General features: G+C 67.8%; 5 protein-coding genes and 1 pseudogene. 2 read left to right on the top strand and 4 right to left on the bottom strand.

Annotated elements, in window-relative coordinates:
- The 3 genes from dnaE to AC2VOK_RS00850 form a co-directional block, all read right to left on the bottom strand.
- Positions 1-2,684, bottom strand: a 2,684-nt coding sequence (dnaE, locus tag AC2VOK_RS00860) for a DNA polymerase III subunit alpha (RefSeq protein ID WP_428898786.1), incomplete at its 3' end; no start/stop codon positions are given.
- An 85-nt stretch (positions 2,685-2,769) separates the two neighbouring features.
- Positions 2,770-3,573 (bottom strand): SDR family NAD(P)-dependent oxidoreductase, encoded by an 804-nt coding sequence (locus AC2VOK_RS00855; protein WP_428898785.1) that lies wholly within the window; start codon positions 3,571-3,573, stop codon positions 2,770-2,772.
- Between the two features lie 22 nt (positions 3,574-3,595).
- Positions 3,596-4,612, bottom strand: a complete 1,017-nt coding sequence (locus AC2VOK_RS00850) for an SDR family NAD(P)-dependent oxidoreductase (RefSeq protein WP_428898784.1) — start codon at positions 4,610-4,612, stop codon at positions 3,596-3,598.
- Between the two features lie 269 nt (positions 4,613-4,881).
- Between AC2VOK_RS00850 and AC2VOK_RS00845 the strand changes: the two genes are divergently transcribed.
- Together AC2VOK_RS00845 and AC2VOK_RS00840 are read left to right on the top strand one after the other, a co-directional pair.
- The gene (locus AC2VOK_RS00845; RefSeq protein ID WP_428898783.1) at positions 4,882-5,388 is read left to right on the top strand and encodes a lysozyme inhibitor LprI family protein; all 507 of its coding nucleotides are present in this window, start codon (positions 4,882-4,884) and stop codon (positions 5,386-5,388) included.
- 60 nt (positions 5,389-5,448) lie between these two features.
- Positions 5,449-6,207 carry a methyltransferase domain-containing protein gene (locus AC2VOK_RS00840; RefSeq protein WP_428898782.1) on the top strand — a complete coding sequence of 253 codons (759 nt, stop codon included), beginning with the start codon at positions 5,449-5,451 and terminating at the stop codon, positions 6,205-6,207.
- A gap of 1 nt (position 6,208) precedes the next feature.
- Here AC2VOK_RS00840 and AC2VOK_RS00835 read toward each other — a convergent pair.
- Positions 6,209-6,319, bottom strand: a pseudogene (locus AC2VOK_RS00835) (RluA family pseudouridine synthase); the annotation flags it as partial.

Raw genomic sequence — 6,319 nt, 5'->3', positions numbered from 1 at the left:
AAGTCGGTGAACTTCCCCTTCTCGCCGCGGGTCTTGATCAACGAACCGACCACGTTGGCGCCGACGTTGCGCACCGCGCCCAGCCCGAAGCGGATGTCTTTGCCCACCGAGGCGAAGTTCACCAGGGACTCGTTGACGTCCGGGGGCAACACCGTGATGCCCAGCTTTCGGCAGTCGGCCAGATACACCGCGGCCTTGTCCTTGTCGTCGCCCACCGAGGTGAGCAGGCCGGCCATGTATTCGGCCGGGTAATTGGCCTTCAGGTAGGCGGTCCAGTACGACACCAGGCCGTAGCCGGCGGCGTGCGACTTGTTGAACGCATATCCGGCGAACGGAAGGATGGTGTCCCACAACGCCTTGACGGCTTTTTCGGAGAAGCCGTTGTTGGCCATGCCTTCGCGGAAACCCTGGTACTCCGCCTCGAGCACCTCGAGCTTCTTCTTGCCCATCGCCTTGCGCAGCGCGTCGGCCTTACCCATCGTGTAGGAAGCCACCTTCTGCGCGATCAACATGATCTGCTCTTGGTAGACGATCAGTCCGTAGGTCTCGGAGAGGATCTCGCGCAGCGGTTCCTCGAGTTCGGGATGGATGGGTTTGATCGGCTGACGGCCGTTTTTGCGGTCCGCGTAGTCGTTGTGGGCGTTCATCCCCATCGGCCCCGGCCGGTACAACGCCAGCACGGCGACGATGTCGTTGAACTCGGTGGGCTGCATGCGGCGCAGCAGGTCGCGCATCGGCCCACCGTCGAGCTGGAACACGCCCAGCGTGTCGCCCCGGCCGAGCAGCTCGTAGGTGGGCTTGTCGTCCAGCGGCAGCGATTCCAGATCGAAGTCGATGCCCCTGTTGGCCTTGATGTTCGCGATCGCGTCGCCGATGATCGTGAGGTTGCGCAGGCCCAGGAAGTCCATCTTCAGCAGGCCGATGGCCTCGCACGACGGGTAGTCCCAACCGGTGATGATGGCGCCGTCCTGCGGCCGCTTCCACAGCGGGATCGCCTCGGTGAGCGGCTCGCTGCTCATGATCACCGCGCAGGCGTGCACACCGGCGTTGCGGATCAGGCCCTCCAGGCCGCGTGCGGTCTGATAGATGGTGCGCACGTCGGGGTCGGTCTCGATCAGGCCCCGGACCTCGGCGGCCTCCTTGTAGCGCTCGTGGGCCGGATCGGTGATCCCCGCGAGGGGGATGTCCTTGGCCATGATCGGCGGCGGCAGCGCCTTGGTGATCCGGTCGGCGATGGCGAACCCGGGCTGCCCGTAGTGAATTCGCGCCGAATCCTTGAGCGCAGCTTTGGTTTTGATGGTACCGAAGGTGATCACCTGGGCGACCCGGTCCTGGCCCCACTTGTCGGCGGCGTAGCGCACCATCTCGCCACGGCGGCGGTCGTCGAAGTCGATGTCGATGTCGGGTGCCGACGGGCGCTCGGGGTTGAGGAAGCGCTCGAACAGCAGCCCGTGCGGAATCGGGTCGATGTTGGTGATGCCCAGCGCGTAGGCCACCAGCGAGCCGGCCGCCGACCCACGCCCCGGCCCCACCCGGATGTCGACCGAGCGCGCGTAGTTGATCAGGTCGGCGACGATCAGGAAGTACGACGGGAAGCCCTTGTCGCAGATGACCTTGATCTCGTACTCGGCGCGGTCGAGGTAGTCCTGGCTCACCCCGGACCCGAAACGCCGCCGCAGTCCCGCCATCACCTCGTGGTGCAGCCAGGTCGCCTGATCGTGGCCCTCGGGCACCGGGAAGATCGGCATCCGGTCGCGCGGCTCCCACACGTCGGCATACGACTGAACCCGCTCGGCGATCAGCAGCGTGGAATCACACGCCCCGGGTATCTCGTCGTCCCAGATCTGCCGCATCTCGGCGGCCGATTTCAGGTAGTAGCCGTCGCCGTCGAACTTGAACCGGTTCGGGTCCGAGAGCGTCTTGCCCGTCTGCACGCACAGCAGCGCCTCGTGGTTGTGGGCCGCGTCGCGGGTGACGTAGTGGCAGTCGTTGGTGGCCAGCGGCGGGATACCGAGCTTGCGGCCGATCTCGAGCAGACCCTCGCGAACCCGTTGCTCGATGGACAGCCCGTGGTCCATCAGCTCCAGGAAGTAGTTCTGCGCGCCGAAGATCTCGCGCCACTTGGCGGCCGATTCCAGCGCCTCGCGGCCCTGACCCAGGCGAAGGCGCGTCTGCACCTCCCCCGACGGGCACCCGGTGGTGGCGATGATGCCCTCGGCGTGTTCGGCGATGAGCTCGGCGTCCATGCGGGACCACTTGCCGAGCTGGCCCTCGAAGGAGGCCAGCGAGGACAGCCTGAACAGGTTGCGCAGTCCGGTGGCGTTCTCGGCGACCATCGTCAGGTGCGTGTAGGAGCCACTGCCCGAGACGTCGTCGGACTTCTGGCCCGGGTCCCCCCACAGGACCCGCCGGGTGTCGAAGCGGGAAGCGGGAGCGATATACGCCTCGACACCGATGATCGGCGTGATCCCGGCCTTGGTGGCCGCGTTGTAGAACTCGCTGGCGCCGAACATGTTTCCGTGGTCGGTCATCCCGACCGCGGGCATCCCCAGCCGCTCCACCTCGGCGAGCATCGGCGTGATCTTCGCGGCACCGTCCAACATCGAGTACTCGGTGTGGTTGTGCAGGTGCACGAAGGAGGACTCGCGACCAACGCTCGCGTGAGGGGGGTTCGAACCGGTCATAGGGACGCCAGTCTATGACCGAGGACCGACGCCGTTCGGGCGTGTCGCGAAGTGTGTCGTGCGGGTCCGAGGACTCGGCGGCATGTCAGCGGTCGGGGCCGCCGCGCAGGCGCTGACCGATCCGCAGTGCGGGCAGCAGCAGGCTGCGCGGCGCGAACCTGCCGCCCATGCTGACCGCCTTGGGAACCACTCCGGGCACCACGCTGCGCTTGCCGGCGAGCATTCCCTCGATCGCAGCCTCGGCGACGTCGCGCGGGGAGACCTGCGCCGCCGGAACGCTGAAGCGCTCGGCGTTGGCGATCTCGGCCCACTCGGTCGGGACCGGCCCCGGGCACAGACAGGTGACCGACACCCCGGTCCCGTGTAACTCCTCGTGGACGGACTCGGAAAAAGTCTGCACGAAGGCCTTGGTGGCCGCATAGACCGCCATGTAGGGAATCGGCTGGAACCCGGCGATCGACGCGATGTTCAGCACCGCACCGGCGCCGCGCGCGACCATACCGGGCAGGGCGGCGTGGGTGAGCTCCATGAGCACCAGCGCGTTGAGGGTGACTTCTTCGCTCTCGCGGTCGAGCGGCAGCGTATGGAACAGCCCACTGGTGCCGAACCCGGCGCTGTTGCACAACCCGCCGATCGGGTCGCTGCGCAGCCGTTCGGCCAACTCGCCGCGCTTCCGCGGGGCGGACAGATCCAGGGGCAGGACCTCCACGCCGACGGAGTAGTCCTCGCCTATCTCGTCGGCCAGTTCGTCGAGGCGCTCACGCCGTCGCGCGACCAGCAGCAGCGGGAAGCCGCGGCGCGCCAGTCCCCGCGCCAGTTCGGCGCCGATGCCAGAGGAAGCGCCGGTGATGACGACGGTGGTGTGGTTGTCGGGTTTCGGAAGGCTCATCGTGTTACCAATCTTCCCCGTGTCACCAATGTATCCCGCGGGTCGCCCGCACGAACGTCTCGCTCCGTTTGTCCAGTTCGGCTGTCTCGGAGGCGGATTCGACGCCCTTGGCGGCCGCGGAGTCGCGGAACATGCCGAAGGCGCGGCTGCGCACCATGTCCATGACCGCCGGGTTCACCGCGTCGGCGACGGCGGCGAACTGGCCGAACGGCGAGCTCGCCCGCCGGGGCCGGTGCACGATCGCGTCGGCGATCACACCCGCGGCCTGTTCGGGCGTCAGCGCCGGGAACTTCTCGTACATCGTGGTGGGGCTGATCATCGGGGTGCGCACCAGCGCCATGTGCACCGTGGTGAACCGGACGCCGTCGTTGAGGGTCTCGGCCTGCAGCGAGTCGCACAGGCTGTCCAGCGCGGCCTTGCTGGCGATGTAGGCGCCGAAGCGCGGCGCGCGCGTCTGCACGCCGACCGACGACACGTTGATGACCTGACCCGAGCCGCGCTCCCGCATCCCGGGGATGAACTTCAGAATGAGCTGAACGGCGCCCAGGTAGTTGAGCTGCATGGTCCGCTGGTAGTCGTGGATCCGGTCGTAGGACAGCGCCAGCGAGCGCCGGATCGAGCGGCCCGCGTTGTTGACCAGGACGTCGACACCGCCCAGGTCGGCGAGGACCTGGTCGGCCATCGCGGCGATCGCGTCGGTGTCCGAGAGGTCGCACGGGTAGACGTGGGCGGTGCCGCCGATCGCCCGGATGTCAGCGGCGACCTTCTCGAGGTTCTCGCGGGTGCGGGCGACCAGCACCACGACCCCTCCCGCCTGCGCGATTCTCTTCGCGGCCGCCTCCCCGATGCCCGACGACCCGCCGGTGATGAGCACCACCTTGCCCTCGACCGCCTCCTCGAGGGTGCGGCCCTGCACCGCGTCGAGCACGTTGCGCCAGTAGAACGGCCGGTAGCGCCCTGCCGAGTTGGGCGTGTTCACCAGACTGGACACGGCAGCCAGGGGCTTCTCGACCAAATTCGTGAGGTCACCGAGGTTCATCAGCATCGCTCCTGAGGTCGCCGGTGCGGCGTGGGTGGTGTGACGCGGGTCATGGAGCCAACCTAGGACATCGGTCGGTCGAGGGATGCCGATAGCTGCAGATTCCCATCGTGTCGACGCCTCGACGCCTCGACGCCGGGCCCGGGTGCCATTCGGGATCGCCCGCCCGATAACAGCCGGGCAAAGGTCTGAACACACGCTGCGAACAACCTGTGGACAAGCCGGTGTGTCTCACTAAACACCCGTCGAACAGGCCATACTTGACCGATATGAGACTGATGCCCACCACCGTCGCGGCCCTGGTCTTGAGCGTCTGCGGCGTGGCCGCAGCCCATCCGGCGGCCGGCACCTCCGCAGGCGCGGACTGCGCCGCGCCCGTGACCGCGGTCAAGCAGCTGATCTGCACCGACCCGCATCTGAGCGACCTCAACCACCGGACGAAGACCGCCTACCACCAGGCGCTGGCCCGGCGCGGCGCGGACCGCGCAGCGCTGCTTTCGGCGCGGAAGAACTGGAAGGTCGCCCGCGACGGTTGCGCGTACAACACCGACGTCCACAACTGCGTACTGGCGGCCTACCAACCGGCGGGCTTCGGTCAGCTCACCTCGCAGTTCTACGGTCAACTGGCCTCGCCGATCGCGGTGCTCAACTGGAAGGGCGACCACCAGGTCCTGTTGCTGCGGCGGTCCGGATATCCCGGGTCGGAAAACGCCGAACACCGGGGCAAGGTCAAGCTCGAGTTCAACGGCACAACGTTCCTCTGCCGCCCCGAGTGATCTGCGCCGCGCCGCCGGCCCGCCGCGCTCCGACCACATCGCGTGGATGAGAATGCGCCCATGGCGCGCAGCTTCGAGGATCTGGTGAGCGAAGCCGAATCGGTCTCGGTGGACGGTTGGGATTTTTCGTGGCTCGACGGACGCGCATCCGAAGAACGCCCGTCCTGGGGTTACCAGCGTCTGCTGAGCCGTCGGCTGGGGCACGTGTCGGCCGCCTGCGACCTCGACACCGGGGGAGGTGAAGTGCTGGCCGGGGTGGAGCAATTCCCGCCGGCGATGGTTGCGACGGAGTCGTGGCCGCCCAACGCGGCCCTGGCCACCAAGCTTTTGCATCCGCGCGGCGTGGTGGTCGTGATGACCGGCGACGACCCGGGATTGCCCTTCGCCGCCGAGGCGTTCGACCTGGTGAGCTGCCGTCACCCCATCGACGTGCGGTGGAACGAGATCGCACGGGTGCTGCGGCCGGGCGGCACCTACCTGGCGCAGCAGATCGGGCCCGCAACCATGGCCGAGCTGGTCGAGTATTTCATCGGCCCCCAACCGCAGAAATGGGCGGCGCTGCAGCCCGACACCCAGCGCGCGCAGGCACAAGCCGCCGGGCTAGAGGTCGTCCAGATGCGGATGGAGCGGATGCGGGCCGAGTTCTTCGACGTCGGGGCCGTCGTCTATTTCCTGCGCAAGGTGATCTGGGCGGTGCCGGACTTCACGGTGCAGCGCTACCGCGAGCGGCTGGCCGAACTGCACGAGCGCATCGAGGCCGACGGGCGGTTCGTCAGCCACTCCACGCGGGTCCTCGTCGAGGCACGCAAGCCCGCGTGATTCAGCCTTCGGCCCGCAGCACGTCCAGCGCATGCTGCAGGTCGGGCGAGTAGGGGCTGACGAACTCCACCCGCCGACCGTCGCCGGGATGGACGAACGACAGCGACCGCGC

It is taken from the genome of Mycobacterium sp. TH-M116 (genome assembly GCF_057473685.1).
The sequence above is the reverse complement of the archived record's forward strand: the minus strand, read 5'-3'. Positions and strand labels throughout refer to the sequence as shown.